The sequence below is a fragment of the Acidiphilium acidophilum genome, assembly GCF_033842475.1.
GTDB lineage: Bacteria > Pseudomonadota > Alphaproteobacteria > Acetobacterales > Acetobacteraceae > Acidiphilium > Acidiphilium acidophilum.
In genome coordinates, this window is sequence record NZ_JAWXYB010000018.1 from 315,078 (window position 1) to 330,883 (window position 15,806).

The window sequence follows — 15,806 nt, forward strand, 5'->3', positions numbered from 1 at the left end:
GGGTTCGAAAATTTTTTGCTTCTTTTTTATAAAAAAGAAGTCTTGCTTCCCTCAACACGCCCAAACCCGCGGCATTTTCCGCCCCCCTCGCAGCACATTCATCACGCGCAGCACGATCTCGCGCAGCGTGGCCCCAGTCTGGGCCAGAATTCGGATCAGAAGCAAGCCGTTCCATGCGCTGGCGCCGGCCTGTTCGGTGCCGAGGGCGGCGCGGACGGCGTCGAGGTGGCGGGCGGCGTCCGGGGCGGCGAGCAGGATGGTGGCGAGGGCGGTGGCGGTCCCGAACAAGGCGCGGTGGCGGCTGGTTGCGAAATCGGGCGGGGGATGGAGGGAATCCCGGAAGATCAGGCGCATGTCGCGATGGAGTTCGATCGTGTCGGTGAGGTGGAGCGAGTGGATGGTTTCGCCCATGGCGGTGCGGCCGAAGATCAGGGCTTCGAGGCCGAGAAAGCGCGCGGTGCCGGTGAGGTCGATGCGGAGGTGGCGGGTGAGGGCGGAACGGTCGAACAGGATGGTTTCCTGCGGCAGATAGTCGAGCGCGGCGCGATCGGCGAGGGCGATGCGGGTGGTGATGCGGGAAGGCGGGTCGGACGGGGTGGCGCGATAGACCCGTTCGGCCCCCTGGGTGGTGAGGGTGAGGGTGGTGGCTGCGCTGCCGGTGATCGCGATGTCGTGGCGGTCGCCGCCTGCGATGCCGCCGGCGGTGTTGAGCAGGATGGCGGTGGTTTCGGTGCCGGGTTCGGGGCGGATGATCCGCAGGCGGAGCGGGCCGGATTGGTGCAGACGGTCGAGCACGGTCGCGCCCTCGCGCGGCTTCACCGCCAGGGCGATGATCCCGGAGGAACGCTGCGCGGTGCTGGTGATGCGGGGCGCCAGCGCGTTCAGTGGCCGATCATCCAGGGGCGTTTGCCGGGGAAGGATTTCTTGACGCTGGCGGTGGGGACGAGCGGTTTGCAGCAGCCGCAGCCCGAGGGGTGCCTGCCGGTGCGGCGCGAGGTTTCCGGGGCGTTGGCGCTGCGCTCGTTGGTGGCGAAGGCGCGGCGGCGGGCTGATCCCATGATCGCGAGCATCGGGGCGGACAGCAGGGCGCGGGGCGCGGCCTCGGCGCATTCGGGGCAGGGCTGCGGCTGATCGAACGCGGCGATCGGGGCGATGGTTTCGAAACCGCCGCAGGTGGGGCATTCGTATTCGTAGACCGGCATGTCGGCTCCGTGGGCTAAGGGAGGACAGGAAGCAAGCGCTTCTTTTTTGTAAAAAAGAAGCAAAAAACTTTTTTGACTGGGCACGGGCGTTTTCACCGGCACGGACCCAGAGGAGCAAAGTTTTTTTGCTTCTTTTTTTTCAAAAAAAGAAGTGCTTGCTGACCTTTTCCCCCGCGTCAGAGATCAGGCGCAAGCAGCACATCCGAGCCTGCCATATCGCGTGGGATCGGTCCATCCGCGGTTGGGTTGATATCGAAGTCGAAGATTTCGGTGGGCAGATAGAGGGTGGCGCAGGCGTTGGGGATGTCGACCACGCCGGAGATGTGGCCGTGGACGGGGGCGGTGCCGAGGATGGAGTAGGCTTGCGCGCCGGAGTAGCCGAATTTTTTCAGGTAGTTGATCGCGTTCAGGCAGGCTTGCTGGTAGGCGACGAAGACGTCGAGGTAGTGCTGGCCGCCTTGGTCGTCGACCGAGATGCCTTCGAAGATCAGGAAGTCGTTGTAGTCGGGTTTGATCGGGCTGGGTTTGAAGATCGGGTTTTTGATGCCGTATTTGGCGACGCCGCCCTTGATGAGGGAGTGGATGCCGAGGTGAATCCAGCCGGGCATTTCGATGGCGCCGCAGAAGGTGATTTCGCCGTCGCCCTGGCTGAAATGGAGGTCGCCGACCGAGAGGCCGGCGCCTTTGACGTAGACCGGGAAATACACCCGCGCGCCGCGTGACAGATCCTTGATGTCGCAATTTCCGCCGTGTTCGCGGGGCGGGACGGTGCGGGCGCCGGTGGCGGCGGCGGCGTCGCGCGCTTCGCCCTTGAGGCGGCCCATATGGGCGGTGGCGGCGAAGGGCGCGTTGGCGAGCGGGGGGATGCGGGTGGGGTTGGTGGCGATGAAATCGGTCTCGCGCTTGTTCCAGGTCGCTAGCAGGGAGGGGTCGGGCAGGCAGCCGATCAGGCCGGGGTGGATCAGGCCGGCGAAGCGGACACCGGGGATGTGGCGCGAGGAGGTGAACATGCCCTTTATGTCCCAGATCGATTTCTGGGCCTGGGGGAAATGGTCGGTCAGGAAGCCGCCGCCGTTGTTTTTCGAGAAGAAGCCGTTGAAGCCCCATTCGTTGCCGGGGAGGGTGCCGATGTCGAGGATATCGACCACCAGGAGATCGCCGGGTTCCGCACCTTCGACCGCGATCGGGCCGGAGAGGAAGTGGACGGTGGTGAGGTCGATATCGCGGACATCGGCGGCGGAGTCGTCGTTTTTGATGAAGCCGCCGGTCCAGTCATAGGTTTGCAGGATGAAATCGTCGCCGGGTTTGACGGTGGCGACCATCGGCACGTCCGGGTGCCAGCGGTTGTGGATCATGTCGTTTTCGTAGGGGGATTGGCTGAGATCGACCTTGATCAACGTTTCCGTCATGGCATTCTCCTGAAAAACCGGTCAATGATGCGGCAGGGTCCGGCTTATTCGGGCCGGGCTGAATACGGGGTTCGGCGTATAGGCATGCGCGAGACTGCGGGCGATGACCGCGGCGGATGGACCGGAGGGATGGCGCGCCTTGATGGGAAAGGGTCGGCTCGTGGCATTGCGCCAACGGATTACCGCGCCGCGCCGTTCGTATAATCAGTGGGTTGCGAACGAGACGATGGAGGATTACGCGCTGCGGTTCACCGCCGTGGGCGCGCGGCGGTTTTCGGCGGGGCGGGTGGCCGATACCGCGTTCGGGGCGACGGCGTTTCTGGCGCTGGAGGCGATCGGCGGGGCGATCACGCTGCGCTACGGGTTCGCCAATGCGATGCCGGCGATACTGGCGGCGGGGCTGATCATTGCGCTGACCGCCGGGCCGATCGCGCTGGTGGCGGCGCGGGCGGGGGTGGATATCGATCTGCTGACGCGCGGCGCGGGGTTCGGGTATCTGGGCTCGACCGTGACCTCGTTGATCTATGCCTCGTTCACCTTCATTTTTTTCGCCATCGAGGCGTCGATATTGTCGGGGATGCTGGGCTATTGCCTGGGGGTGCCGGCGTGGCTCGGGTATATTGTGTCGGCGTGCATGGTGCTGCCGATGGTGGCGTTCGGGATCACGTTCATCAGCCGGTTCCAGTGGCGGACGCGCGGATTGTGGCTGGCGCTGAATTTTCTGCCGCTGGTGGCGCTGCTGGCGCTCGCGGCGCGCGGGCGGGTGGATCTTGCGCCGTGGGTGCATTACGGCGCGCGGTTCGACTGGCTGGATTTCGGGGCGGCGGTTTCGGTGATCGTGTCGCTGATCGTGCAGATCGGCGAGCAGGTGGATTACCTGAGATTTCTGCCGCCGCCGGGGGTGGGCGAGCGGGCGGCGTGGTGGCGGGCGGTGATCATTGCCGGGCCGGGCTGGGTGGTGCCGGGGATTGCCAAGCTGATGGCGGGATCGCTGCTGGCGGTGCTGGCGGTGCAGGCGGGGGCGGCGCTGGGCGAGGCGGGTCAGCCGGTCGCGATGTATCGGGCCGCGTGGGGGCTGGTGTTGCCGCAGGGGCTGGCGTTTCTCGCGATTCCGCTGACCGTGGCGCTGGTGCTGGTGGCGCAGTTGAAGATCAATGTGACCAATGCCTATGCCGGGTCGATCGCGTGGTCGAATTTTTTCTCGCGGCTGACGCATCGGCATCCCGGGCGGATCGTGTGGGTGTTTTTCAACGTCGCGATCGCGTTGCTGCTGATGGAGTTGGGGATTTACCGGGCGATCGAGCATATTCTGGCGTTCTATGCGGTGCTGGCGTGTTCGTGGGTGGGGGCGATTTTCGGCGATATCGCGATTGCCAAGCCGCTGGGGCTGGCACCACGGCGGATCGAGTTCAAGCGGGCGCATCTGTTCGATCTCAACCCGGTCGGGCTGGGGGCGATGGGGCTGGCGGTGGCTTCGGGCTGCGCCGCGATGGCGGGATGGCTCGGGCCGGTGGCGCATGCGTTTTCGCCGATTCTGGCGCTGGTGATCGCGATCGGCGCGGCGCCTGCGATTGCGGCGGCGACCGGCGGGCGGTTCTATCTGGCGCGCAAGCCACGGGCGTCGTGGCAGGGAAAGGGGTCGTTGATCTGCAGCGTGTGCGCCAATGCGTTCGAGGCGGCGGATATGGCGCATTGCCCGGTCTATGCCGCGCCGATCTGTTCGCTGTGCTGCACGCTGGAGGCGCGGTGCCATGATGCGTGCAAGCCGCAGGGGCGGTATGGCGCGCAATTATCCGCGCTGGTCGCCCCGGTGCTGCCGGATTGGGTGCGACGGCGATTGTCGCCGCCGGTGCTGCGGTTTGCCTTCGTGTTCGCCGTGGCGGTGCTGCTGCTCGGCGGGTTGCTGGCGGCGCTGTATCAGTTGGCGAGCCCGGCGGATGCGGGGGCGGCGGCGCTGCTTGCCCATGCGCTGTGGCGGGCGTTTTTCCTGCTGGCGATCGTGGCCGGGGTGGTGGCGTGGCTCGGCGTGCTCGGGCGGGAATCGCGGGCCGCCGCCGAGGCGGAGACCGCGCAGCAGACCGGGTTGCTGCTGGCCGAGATTGCGGCGCACCGGCGCACCGATGCGCAACTGGCCCGTGCGCGGGCGGCGGCGGAATCGGCCAATCTGGCCAAGAGCCGCTTCGTGGTCGGGATCAGTCATGAACTGCGCTCGCCGCTCAATGCGATTCTGGGGTATGCGCAATTGCTGGAAATCGATCCGGCGATTCCGGAGAAGCGCCGCCATGCGGTGCGGGTGATCCGCCGTTCGGGGGAGCATCTGTCCGGGTTGATCGAGGGGTTGATGGATATTGCCAAGATCGAGGCGGGGCGGATCGAGATCGAGCGGCGCGAGGTGCGGTTGCATGAGTTTTTGAGCCAGATTGCCGATATGTTCAGCCATCAGGCGGCGGCGCGGGGGATCGGGTTCGTGTTCGATTGCCCGCCGACCTTGCCGGAGACGGTGATGACCGATCCGACCCGGTTGCGCCAGATTCTGATCAACCTGCTGTCGAACGCGATCAAGTTCACCAGCGTGGGCGAGGTGCGGCTGGCGGTGCGGGTGCCGGGGCAGGTGGCGGAGTTTACCGTGAGCGATACCGGGCCGGGGATTGCGGCGGATCAACTCGCGCGGATTTTCGAGCCGTTCGAGCGGATCGCGCCGCGCGCGGGGGCGGCACCGCCGGGGATCGGGCTGGGGCTTACGATCACCAAGCTGCTCGCGCAGATCCTCGGCGGCGATGTCACGGTGCGGTCGGTGCCGGGGCAGGGGAGCAGTTTCAGCGTGCGGCTGATGCTGTCGCACCGGAGCCGGGGGGTCGCGATCGCGCCGCCGCGCCGGGCGGTGAGCGGGTATCGGGGGGTCAGGCGGCGGATTCTGGTGACCGATGACAATGCGACCCACCGCGCGTTGCTGGAGGATGCGCTGACGCCGCTGGGGTTCGAGGTGCTGGCGGCGCCGGATGCGGAGACCTGCGTGCAACTGGCCGGATCGGCGCGGCCCGATCTGTTTCTGCTCGATCTGACCATGCCGGATTGCGACGGGATTACGCTCGCCGGCCGGTTGCGGGAGGCGGGGCATGCGGCGACGCCGATGGTGCTGATTTCGGCGGATGCCAGCGAGGTGGCGCGGCTGCGGCCCGATCCCGCGCCGTTCGATGCGGTGATGGTCAAGCCGGTGGATTTGCGCGACCTGATCGATGAGATCGGGCGGTTGCTCGGTCTTGCTTGGTCGGATGAGGTGGTGCCGGGGGTGGTACCAGGGGCGGTGCCGGAGCGCGTGGCTGTGCCGCTGGAGCGGCTGGCGCCCTATGCCGGGGAGTTGCGGCGGCTTGCCGAGATCGGGTTCGTGCGGCCGCTGCGCGAACGGCTCGACGAGATTGCCGCCGCCGATCCGGGGCTGGCACCGGGACTCGCGGATTTGCGGGGATTGCTCGATGCGTTCCGGTTGCCCGAACTGATCGCGGCACTCGCCGATCTCGATCGGGATGCGGCATGAATTTCCGCCCGACGATTCTGGTGGTCGACGACGATCCGGCGATGCTCGGGCTGCTCAGCGAGACGCTGGAGGCGGCGGGGTATAACGTGCTGGTCGCGTTGCAGGGGGAGATGGCGTTGAGCATCATCGACCGGATCACCCCGGATGCCGTGCTGCTCGATGCGATGCTGCCGGGGATCGACGGGTTCGAGACCTGCCGGCGGATCAAGCAGCGCCCGGCCTGCGCGCTGGTGCCGGTGATTTTCATGACCGGGCTGGCCGAGACCAATCATGTGATCGACGGGTTGCAGGCGGGCGGAGTGGATTACGTGACCAAGCCGGTGCGGCCCGACGAGGTCGCGGCGCGGCTCAAGGTGCATCTGGCCAATGCCGGGCTGACCCGCAGCGTGCAGGCGGCGATGGATGCGGCGGGGCGGTTTTTACTGGCGTGCGACCGGAGCGGGCGGATTTTGTGGAGCACGCGCCAGGCGGCGAAACTCGCCGGGCTCGGCACCGGCGAGCCGTTGCCGCCAGCGATTGCGGCGTGGCTTGCCGAGCGGATCGCGCGCGAGACCACGAGCGAGACGCAGATGCTCGATCTGGCGGACCGGGTGGTCGAGATCGCGCTGCTCGGGCAGATCGGGACCGATGAATTCCTGTTGCGGATCACCCAGCAGGATGTCGAGGCGGATCTGGCGCGGTTGCGCGCCCATGCGGCGCTGACGCCGCGCGAGGCGGAGGTGCTGTTCTGGCTGGCGCGCGGCAAATCGAACCGGGATATCGGGACGATTTTGACGGTCAGCCCCCGCACGGTCGATAAACATCTTGAACAGATCTACGTGAAACTGGGCGTCGAGAACCGGGCTTCGGCGGTCTCGATTGCGATGCGCGCGCTGGGCTCTACGTAGTTTTACGCAGCACGGGGCGCGATTAGGCCCATTCCGCCGGATGGGCCGGGCATGGCCTGATCGATTTACTGAAAATTCATTTTATCGATCGAAAGGTGCAGCCATGTCGATTACCTTGCCCGAAGGCGGGAGCGTGCCAAAGCCGGAAGGCGGCGCGGTACCAAAGAAGCGAAAGTTCAATCGCTTCGTCAATAATCCGGTCATCGAGGATTATTCGCTCCGCTATGCGCCGAAGAGTTTCCGGACCTGGTCGCAATATGCGGTGTTTTCCGCAGCGCTTGGCGGCATCGCCTATCTGGCCGATCAGGCGATCGGCGGATCGCTTGCGGTGCAGTACGGTTTCACCAATGCGTTTTACGGGATTCTCGCGGCGGCGACGGTGATTTTTCTCACCGGCATCCCGATTGCGTATTACTGCGCGAAATACAATGTCGACGTCGATCTGCTGACGCGCGGGGCGGGGTTCGGGTATCTCGGCTCGACGATCACCTCGGTGATCTATGCGAGTTTCACCTTCATTTTCTTCGCCCTCGAAGGCTCGATCATGGCGCAGGCCTTCCTGCTCTATTTCGGCCTGCCGTTGCCTTATGGCTATGCGCTCGCCTCGCTGCTGATTATTCCGCTGGTGGCGTTCGGGATGACGCTGCTGTCGAAATTGCAGGTCTGGACCCAGCCGGTCTGGCTGTTCCTGCTGTTCTCGCCGCCGATCGCGGTGCTCGCGGTCGATCCCCATGCGATCAGCCAGTGGACCAGCTTTGCCGGGTCTTCGCCTTCGGGCACCGCGTTCAATCCGTTGCTGTTCGGTGCGGCGGCGGGCATCGCGCTGTCGTTGATCGCGCAGATCGGCGAGCAGGCGGATTATCTGCGGTTCATGCCGGACAAGACCAAGCAGAACTCGATCGGCTGGTGGCTCGCCGTGCTCGGCGCGGGTCCGGGCTGGGTTATTCTTGGTGCGGCCAAGCAGCTGATGGGGTCGTTTTTCGCCTCGGTCGCGTTCAACCACGGCACGCCGCTGGCCAAGGCGAACGAGCCGATCCAGATGTATCACGCCGGGTTCACCGCGATGTTCGGGGCCGGGATGGTCGCGATTTCGGTGGCGACCTTTTTTGTGGTGCTGTCGCAGATCAAGATCAACGTGACCAACGCCTATTCGGGTTCGCTCTCGTGGTCGAACTTCTTTTCGCGGCTGCTGCATGCCCATCCGGGGCGGATCGTGTATATTTTCCTCAACATCGGCATCTCGCTGACGCTGATGGAAGCCAACATGTTCAGCTTTCTCGGCAAGATCCTTGGCTTTTATTCCAACGTCGCGGTCGCCTGGATCGGCGCGGTGGTCGCTGACCTCGTGATCAACAAGCCGCTGCTCAAGCTCAGCCCGTCCTATATCGAGTTCAAGCGGGCGCATCTGTATAATTTCAACCCGGTCGGGTTCGGCTCGATGGTGATTGCCTCGATCATTTCGGTTGCGGCGTTCTTCGGATTGTTCGGCGCCTATGCGGCGGCGTTCTCGTCCTTCATCGCGCTCGGTGTCGCTTTCGTCGCCTCGCCGATCATCGCGATCGCGACCAAGGGCAAATACTATATCGCGCGGGAGGCGACCTATGCCGCCGGGGTCGATCACTCGACGCTGAACTGCGTGTCCTGCGGCTATGAATACGAAAAACAGGACATGACCTCCTGCCCGTTCCATGCCGGAAGCATCTGCTCGCTCTGCTGCTCGCTCGACAGCGATTGCGGTGACATGTGCAAGCAGCCGCATGCGGCACCTGTGCTGTCATACGGCACGCCGCCGGTGGTGTAGGCGGATCGACTGAATGAGGGGCGGGCCGGATGGCAGCATCCGGCCCGTTCACGTGACGGCACGTTTTTTGCGTCACACGTTTCCTGCGACGGCGGAAAAACCCATTGGTATCGAAATCGGGAGTGATGAATGGCGAGAGTGATGAAGAGTCGATCCATCGTGGCGGTCGCGGTGGCGGCGTTGAGCCTCGCGGTTGCGGGCGCGCCTCGCGCACGGGCGGCGCTGCCGCCGGCAATGGCGAAGTCGAAGACCATCCGGTTCTGCAGTGCGATCAATCTGCCGCCGATGGAGTTCATGAGTCCGCAGACGAAACCCGAAGGCGTGGACATCGACCTTGGCGATGCGCTGGCGAAAAGCCTCGGGCTCAAGGCGGTGTATATCAATATGCCGTTCGCCGGGTTGATCCCCGCGCTGCTGGCGGATCATTGCGACGCGATCATTTCGCAGTTGTTCATCAAGAAATCCCGGCTCCAGGTGATCGACGAAATCCCCTATATGGTCTCGCACGAGGCGGTGCTGCTCAAACCCGGCGCGCCGAAAGTGCCCGACCTTGAGGCATTGTCGGGCAAGAAAGTGGCAACCGTGACCGGTACCACGGCGACGGTGCTGCTCGACAAGGCGAATGTCGCCCTGAAGGCGGCGGGCAAGCCGCCGATCGACATCGTGGCGTTTCCGGAAAACACCCAGGCCCTGCAGCAATTGCAGTTCGGCCAGGTCGCGGCTTATGGCGTCGCTTACGAGACGGCGCGTTATTACGTCCACAAGGTGCCCGGTCAGTTCGCGATGGGCGGACCGCCCTATTTCAAGATCGCAACCGGGATCGGCCTGCGCAAGAACGACACCGCGCTCAATCAGGCGCTGACGGGCGCACTCGCGACGCTGATGAAAAACGGTACCTATGCGGCGATTTTCAAGAAGTGGGATCTCGGGATCGACATGATCAAGCCGGAAGGTGGCTGAGGGCCGATGCATTTCGACTGGCCGTATTTCTGGCATCAGTTGCTGGAGCCTGACGGTGCGTTTCTGCAGGGGCTATGGCTGACCATTCTGATCAGCGTCGGCGGGCAGGTCATTGGTCTGGTGATCGGCCTGCCGATGGCGCTGGCCCGGCGTTCGGCTTCGGTGTTTCTGATGTGGCCCGCGCGGTTCTATATTTTTCTGATGCGCGGCACGCCGCTGCTGGTGCAGATCGTGTTCATCTATACCGGTCTGGCGGCAGCCGGGATTTTGCGGTTTCATGATATCACTGCCGGGCCGTTCACCCTTTCGGGCAATGTGCAGGCGGGGATTCTGGCGCTCGGGCTGAACGAGGGCGCCTATATGGCGGAGATTTTCCGCGCCGGGATCGATGCGGTGGATCGCGGCCAGACCGAGGCGGCGAAATCGCTCGGCATGGTGCCGGGACAGATCCTGCGGTTCGTGGTGCTGCCGCAGGCGTTGCGGATCATTTTGTTGCCGATCGGCAATCAGTTCAATATCATGCTGAAGAATTCGACATTGGTGAGCGTGATCGGGGTTTCCGAGATGCTGCTGGTGACCGAAACGATCAACTCGGCGACCTTTCGTACCTTCGAGCTGTACTCGGTGCTGGCGCTGTATTTTCTGGCTCTGACGTCGATCTGGGGCGGGGTGATGCGCTATGTCGAATGGCGGATGGATCGCGGGGCCGTGCGCGGCGATGCGGCGGTGATCGGTATGCTGCAGGGCGAGCACATCTGATGGCGGACGTGCTGGTGCAGGCGGAGAGGGTCGAGAAATTCTTTGGCCCGAACAAGATCCTCGATGGTGTCAGCTTCACCGTGACGCGGGGCGAAACCGTGGTGCTGATCGGCTCATCGGGCTCGGGCAAGACTACGTTGCTGCGCTGTATCAACCATCTGGAAAAGATCGAGGCGGGGCGGATCACGGTCAATGGTTTTCTGATCGGCTATCGGGACCGGCGCGGCGTGCTGATCGAGGATCGGGAGCGCAATATCGCGCGCCAGCGCCGCGATGTCGGCATGGTGTTCCAGCGGTTCAATCTGTTCGCCAATCTGAGCGTGCTCGACAACATCATTCTGGCGCCGATGCGGGTGCGCGGCGAAAGCCGGGAGGTGGCGACCGGACGAGCGATGCGGCTGCTCGCGCGGGTGGGGCTGGCCGAGAAGGCGCGCAGCTTTCCGGCCTCGCTCTCGGGCGGGCAGCAACAGCGCGTCGCGATCGCCCGCGCCCTTGCGATGGAACCGGCGGTGATGCTGTTCGACGAACCGACCAGCGCGCTCGACCCGGAAATGGTCGGCGAAGTGCTGGCCGTGATGCGCGGGCTCGCGCAGGACGGCATGACCATGATGATCGTGACCCACGAAATGGGCTTTGCGCGCCAGGTGGCGGACCGCATCATCGTGATGGACCGGGGGCGCATCGTGGAGGACGGGCCGCCCGAACGATTGTTCAATGCTCCGGCCCACGCCAAGACCCGCGCCCTGCTCGCAGCACGGCATTGATAGGCTGAGGTTGGATTTGAGGGGCGGTTTAGGAAGGCCAGGGGCTCTCCCTCCGGAGCCATTCCAGCGATGAAGAGCATCGCTGGAACCTTCGGCTCCTCCGCCCCTGGACCCCGTTAAAGGCGGAGCCTTTAAAATCCATCAGTTTTAGGCAAGGGGAGGGCGACCCGGGCCAGATCATTGGAAAATCCGAGGCAGCGCCCTCCCCTTGCCTAAAACTAGCGGGTTCTAAGGGCTCCGCCCTTAGTGGGGGTCGAGGGGGCAAAGCCCCCCGCCTTCCTTACTCGCTCTTCAAAAACAACAGCAGTTTATCGATGGCTTCCTGTTTGCCGAGGCCTTCGAGGGCGCCGTATTCGGCGGCGAGGCGTTCGAGGGCGGCTTCGAAGATCTGGCGTTCGGAGAAGCTCTGGTCGGGTTGGCCGGCGTTGCGGTGGAGGTCGCGCACGACTTCGGCGATCGCCATCGGGTCGCCGGAGTTGATTTTGGCTTCGTATTCCTGGGCGCGGCGGGACCACATGGTGCGTTTGACCCGGGCGCGGCCTTTGAGGGTGGCGAGCACCTCGTCGAACGATTTTTTGCTGGAGAGTTTGCGCAGGCCGGCGGTGCGGGCCTTGTTGACCGGCACCCGCAGGGTCATGCGGTTCTCATCGAAGGTGATGTGGATGAGTTCGAGTTTCTGGCCGGCGATTTCCTCGGCGGCGATGCGATCGACCTTGCCGACGCCGTGGGTCGGGTAGACCACGTGATCGCCGGGTTTGAAGTTTTCCGCCTTGGCGATCGCGCGTTGTGGCAGCACCGGGCGGGGGCCGGGCGGCGGCATGGCATCGCGTTCGACCGCCGGTGCGGCGGCTTCGGCCTCGGGCGCGGGCATCTCGGGTTGATCGTCCGGCGGCTCGCTCTCGGGGGCGGGTTTCGCTGTGGGTTTGGCGGCGGTTTTTGAAGCGGCGGTCATGTCGGGGGAGGAGCCTTTTTTCGTTGCCGGCGGCGGAGCCGCGCTGTCGGGTCGGGTCGATTGAGGAGGGGCAGCGGATTTGGATCGGGCCGGTTTTGCCTTGGATTCGGAAGGAGTGGTTGACGTGTCGCCGGTTTTGCGCGACGCGCCCTTGCTGGCGGCGGCCGCGCGCGACCGCGGCTTGGTTTCGGTCATGATCAACCCCATCGAGATGCGGATGCGCCGCCGCGCGCCCATCGGCCGCGGCGCATCGAGCCCGCTGAATCTCATGATCATATCACAGAATTGCCGCGCCGGGAACGTCGGCCCGGCAGGCGGGTCAGGCGACGCCGGGTTCCGCGGAGAACAGGGCGGCTTTGCCGGGCTTGTCCTTCCATTCGTCGGCATCGTCCGGCGGGGTGCCCTTGCGGGTGATGTTGGGCCAGGCGATCGCGAAATCGCGGTTCTTTTCCAGCCAGGCGGCGGCCTTGTCGTCCGAATCCGGCACGATCGCTTCCGCCGGGCATTCCGGTTCGCAGACACCGCAATCGATGCATTCGTCCGGATGGATGACGAGCATGTTTTCGCCGACGTAGAAGCAGTCGACCGGGCAGACCTCGACGCAATCCATGAACTTGCACTTGATGCAGTTTTCGGTGACCACATAGGTCATCGGGCACTCCTGAGACAATTAAAACTTGATCGCGATATGCCCCCGCCCCGGCATTTACGCAAGATTACGGCGCTTCCACGACCTCGTAGAGACCTTGCGCCTCGGCGGCGGGACCGCGGCGGAGACCCAGCGCGCGGACCCGGATGACCCGCACGTCGCGCGGCAGAGCGAGGGTGAGGACATCGCCGGGGCGGAGTTTCGCGTGGGGTTTTTCGGTGATCTGGCGGTTGATCCGCACGCATCCGGCGCCGATCAGGCTCGCGGCGATGCTGCGGGATTTGGCCAGCCGGGCGTGGAACATGAATTTGTCGAGCCGCTGCCAGCCGACATCCTCGGTGAGCGGGTCAGGAGGCTTCACGGCGGAAGGCGGCCAGGACCGCGAAGGGGTGGTCGGGGTTGTGCGGGCGGGCAGGCTCGGCATGTGATGCGGTCGCGGGGCGGCGGAGGGCGGTGATGGCGATGCGGGCGGTTTGCGGCGGGCCGAAAGCGGCATCGTCGAGAATTTCAGGCGGGATCAACCGCAGGCCGAGTGCCTGGAGCACCGGGGCGAGGTCGACCGGGGCGATGCCGAGGCGCGAGGCGAGGCCGTGGGGGAGTGGCACCGGGCGGCGGCGGGCAGCGTGGCGGAGTTCGGCGGCGATGCGTTCGGCGATGTCGAGCCGGATCGCGCGGGGGCCGCAATCGAGCCAGCCGAGATAGGTGGCGAGGCCGGCGGGCCAGTCGGGTGTTGCAATCGAGATGCGGCCGGGGGCGGGCAGCGGCGGCAGCCAGCGTTTGCGCCATGCGGCCCAGAGGGTCGCGCGCAGGGCGGCGGGGCGGGGTTTGAGCAGGGCCGGCAGATAGAGGGCGAAGTGACCCGCGCGCACGCCGATCCGCCGCAAGGCTGGGCGCAGGGCGGCATCGATCGGGGTGGCGGGGAGGATTCCGGCCTGTTCGGCGAGGCGGTGGACCACGCCGCGCAGTTCGGGCGTGGAGTCAGCCGCGCGGGCGGCGGCGAAGAGCGGCATGAGGTCGTGGGCGATGACGGTTTCGACATAGCGGGCGAGGCGGGCGCGGAGGGTTTCGCGTTGGGCGCCGTCGAGAAATTCGCTGTCGATGATTTCGATGGCGGGGGCGAGCAGGGCACTGCCCTGGCGGAGCCGGGCGATCGGGGCGGTGCGCCAGGTGATCACGCCGTCGGGCTGGAGGGCGAGGTCGGCGTCGGGTGCGGCCTCGACGCGGGCGACGCGGCGGGGCATTTCGCCGCCGAGGGCGCGGCGGGCGGCGCGCAGGACGAGGCGCTTGTCGGCGCCGCCGATGGTTGCGTCCGGCTCGAAGCGGAATCCGTCGATCCGGCCGACCGGATGGCCCTCGACCACGACTTCGCCGCTGGAGGTCACGGCGGAAATCAGGCCGGCGGGTTCCCCGGCATCGAGGCTGCGGGTGATTTTGGCGGCGCGGCGATCGACGAAGCGGGCCATGAGTTTTTCGTGCAGCGCGTCCGACAGGAGGTCTTCGGCTTCGCGGGCGCGGTTCTGCCAGACCAGGGCGTTGCGGACCCAGTCGGGCCGCGCCGCGATATAGGCCCAGATCCGGACATCGGCGAGGCGTTGCATCAGCGTGTCGATGTCGCCGTCGGTGCGGCCGAGGACGGCGATCTGGGCCGCGACCCAGTCTTCGGGCAGGGAACCGTCATCGAGCAGGTGCTGGAAGACCCGGGCGCAGAGTTTGGTGTGGGCATCGGTCGCGAGTTTACGGAAATCCGGGATCTGGCAGGCATCCCACAGCAGGCGGACCGCGCGGGGGGTTCGGGTGCGGTCGCGGGTGGCGGCATCGCCGGACAGGCTGACCAGGGTGAGGAGATCGGATGCGTCATGGCCGCGCGTGAGGCCCTGACGTTCGGGCGATGCGAGAAGGCTCGCCAGCAGCGCGTCGATCGAGGTGAAATCGAGGTTTGCGTTGCGCCACGCGAGTTGTTCGAGCGGTTCGAAGGCGTGGGTTTCGACGGCGGTGACCAGTTCCTCGGTGAGCGGGCGGCAGCGGCCGGTGGTGCCGAAGGTGCCGTCGCGCATGCCGCGACCGGCGCGGCCGGCGATCTGCGCGATTTCGGCGGCGGCGAGCGGGCGGGGGCGATGACCGTCGAATTTCGAGAGGCCGGCGAAGGCGACGTGGTCGACATCCATGTTCAGCCCCATCCCGATCGCATCCGTCGCGACCAGAAAATCGACCTCCTTGTCCTGATAGAGGGCGACCTGGGCGTTGCGGGTGCGCGGGCTGAGCCGGCCCATCACCACGGCGCAGCCGCCCCGGCGCGAGCGGACCGCCTCGGCGATGGCGTAGACCTCGGCGGCGGAGAAGGCGACGATGGCGGAGCGCGGCGGCAGGCGGGAGAGTTTGGTGTGACCGGCGAAGCTGAGCTGGGACAGGCGGGGACGGGTTTCGACTTCGGCTTCCGGGACCAGGCGCTTGAGGAGCTTGCGGATAGTTTCCGCTCCGAGAAACATGGTTTCGACCATGCCGCGGGCGTGGAGCAGCCGGTCGGTGAAGACGTGGCCGCGATCGGCGTCGGCGCAGAGCTGGATTTCATCGACGGCGATGAATTCGACCGCGCGGTCGAGCGGCATGGCCTCGACGGTGCAGGAGAACCAGCGCGCGTCGGGCGGGACGATCTTTTCCTCGCCGGTGATGAGTGCCACGTGGCGGGCACCTTTGATCGAGACCATCCGGTCGTAGTTTTCGCGGGCGAGCAGGCGCAGGGGAAATCCGATGATCCCTGAGGCGTGGCCCAGCAGACGCTCGATGGCGAGATGCGTCTTGCCCGTGTTGGTGGGGCCGAGCACCGCTTTCACGCGCGGGGCGAATCCGGACATAGGATGAGTTTGGCGATTTCGGCGGCGATTGCAAGG

At 65.6% G+C, this 15,806-nt stretch carries 13 protein-coding genes; 6 read left to right on the forward strand and 7 right to left on the reverse strand.

All coding sequences use genetic code 11. The annotated features are described in order from the left end of the window. Positions 1–51 precede the first annotated feature (51 nt). The 3 genes from SIL87_RS04140 to fmdA form a co-directional block, all read right to left on the reverse strand. Positions 52–819, reverse strand: coding sequence for an urease accessory protein UreD (locus tag SIL87_RS04140; protein ID WP_319612942.1), 768 nt, complete (start codon positions 817–819; stop codon positions 52–54). Between the two features lie 62 nt (positions 820–881). Then, positions 882–1,202, reverse strand: coding sequence for an FmdB family zinc ribbon protein (locus tag SIL87_RS04145; RefSeq protein ID WP_319612943.1), 321 nt, complete (start codon positions 1,200–1,202; stop codon positions 882–884). Positions 1,203–1,378: 176 nt separating this feature from the next. Then, complete coding sequence (gene fmdA, locus SIL87_RS04150) at positions 1,379–2,611, reverse strand: formamidase (RefSeq protein WP_319612944.1); 1,233 nt, start codon at positions 2,609–2,611, stop codon at positions 1,379–1,381. A 142-nt stretch (positions 2,612–2,753) separates the two neighbouring features. Here fmdA and SIL87_RS04155 point away from each other — a divergent pair, with 142 nt between their 5' ends. The 6 genes from SIL87_RS04155 (at position 2,754) to SIL87_RS04180 (ending at position 11,317) form a co-directional block, all read left to right on the forward strand. Next, positions 2,754–6,146, forward strand: a complete 3,393-nt coding sequence (locus SIL87_RS04155; protein ID WP_319612945.1) for a hybrid sensor histidine kinase/response regulator — start codon at positions 2,754–2,756, stop codon at positions 6,144–6,146. Next, positions 6,143–7,033 carry a response regulator gene (locus SIL87_RS04160; RefSeq protein WP_319612946.1) on the forward strand — a complete coding sequence of 297 codons (891 nt, stop codon included), beginning with the start codon at positions 6,143–6,145 and terminating at the stop codon, positions 7,031–7,033. The genes SIL87_RS04155 and SIL87_RS04160 overlap by 4 nt, the downstream gene beginning before the upstream one ends. A 103-nt stretch (positions 7,034–7,136) precedes the next feature. Beyond that, a complete protein-coding gene (locus SIL87_RS04165) occupies positions 7,137–8,834 on the forward strand; it encodes a purine-cytosine permease family protein (protein ID WP_319612947.1) in 1,698 nt (565 codons plus the stop codon). A 141-nt stretch (positions 8,835–8,975) separates the two neighbouring features. Continuing rightward, positions 8,976–9,794, forward strand: coding sequence for an ABC transporter substrate-binding protein (locus SIL87_RS04170; protein WP_319612948.1), 819 nt, complete (start codon positions 8,976–8,978; stop codon positions 9,792–9,794). Positions 9,795–9,800: 6 nt separating this feature from the next. Next, entirely contained in the window at positions 9,801–10,553 is a 753-nt protein-coding gene (locus SIL87_RS04175) for an amino acid ABC transporter permease (RefSeq protein WP_319612949.1), read from the forward strand. After that, positions 10,553–11,317 (forward strand): amino acid ABC transporter ATP-binding protein, encoded by a 765-nt coding sequence (locus SIL87_RS04180; protein WP_319612950.1) that lies wholly within the window; start codon positions 10,553–10,555, stop codon positions 11,315–11,317. Before SIL87_RS04175 ends, SIL87_RS04180 begins: the two co-directional genes overlap by 1 nt. A 280-nt stretch (positions 11,318–11,597) precedes the next feature. Here SIL87_RS04180 and SIL87_RS04185 read toward each other — a convergent pair whose 3' ends face one another. The 4 genes from SIL87_RS04185 to SIL87_RS04200 all read right to left on the reverse strand — a co-directional run bounded on the left by SIL87_RS04185 (position 11,598) and on the right by SIL87_RS04200 (position 15,770). Then, positions 11,598–12,539, reverse strand: a complete 942-nt coding sequence (locus SIL87_RS04185; RefSeq protein WP_319612951.1) for a CarD family transcriptional regulator — start codon at positions 12,537–12,539, stop codon at positions 11,598–11,600. A gap of 49 nt (positions 12,540–12,588) precedes the next feature. After that, entirely contained in the window at positions 12,589–12,921 is a 333-nt protein-coding gene (gene fdxA, locus SIL87_RS04190; protein WP_319612952.1) for a ferredoxin FdxA, read from the reverse strand. Positions 12,922–12,985: 64 nt separating this feature from the next. After that, complete coding sequence (locus SIL87_RS04195; RefSeq protein WP_319612953.1) at positions 12,986–13,279, reverse strand: RNA-binding S4 domain-containing protein; 294 nt, start codon at positions 13,277–13,279, stop codon at positions 12,986–12,988. Beyond that, positions 13,266–15,770, reverse strand: a complete 2,505-nt coding sequence (locus tag SIL87_RS04200; RefSeq protein ID WP_319612954.1) for a helicase-related protein — start codon at positions 15,768–15,770, stop codon at positions 13,266–13,268. Before SIL87_RS04200 ends, SIL87_RS04195 begins: the two co-directional genes overlap by 14 nt. Positions 15,771–15,806 lie beyond the last annotated feature (36 nt).